This window comes from Flagellimonas flava, assembly GCF_050617915.1.
Taxonomy (GTDB): Bacteria; Bacteroidota; Bacteroidia; order Flavobacteriales; family Flavobacteriaceae; genus Flagellimonas; species Flagellimonas flava_A.
The window spans coordinates 1-231 of the sequence record NZ_JBODQE010000224.1 but is presented as its reverse complement, the minus strand read 5'-3'; the positions used below and the strand labels follow the sequence as shown (position 1 = coordinate 231).

Below are 231 nucleotides of genomic sequence, written 5' to 3'. Positions count from 1 at the left end.
CAGTCGGAAACAAGCTTTATACAGGACAACATTTAAAAATCAACTCAAGCATTTCACAAAAAGAAAAAGACTTAATGGCACGCTTAGTTACCGCTGAAGCAGGTGGCGAATCCTATAAAGGAAAAGTAGCAGTAGCAAAAGTTATACTAAATCGTGTAAATGCAAAAGGTTTTCCAAATACAATAACAGGCGTTATTTATGAACCTATTAAATACGGATATGCATTTACTC

General features: G+C 34.6%; 1 protein-coding gene. It reads left to right on the top strand.

Annotation, left to right across the window (positions count from 1 at the left end; genetic code table 11):
* Positions 1-231, top strand: a 231-nt coding sequence (locus tag ACRHOZ_RS21620) for a cell wall hydrolase (RefSeq protein ID WP_431130489.1), incomplete at both ends; no start/stop codon positions are given.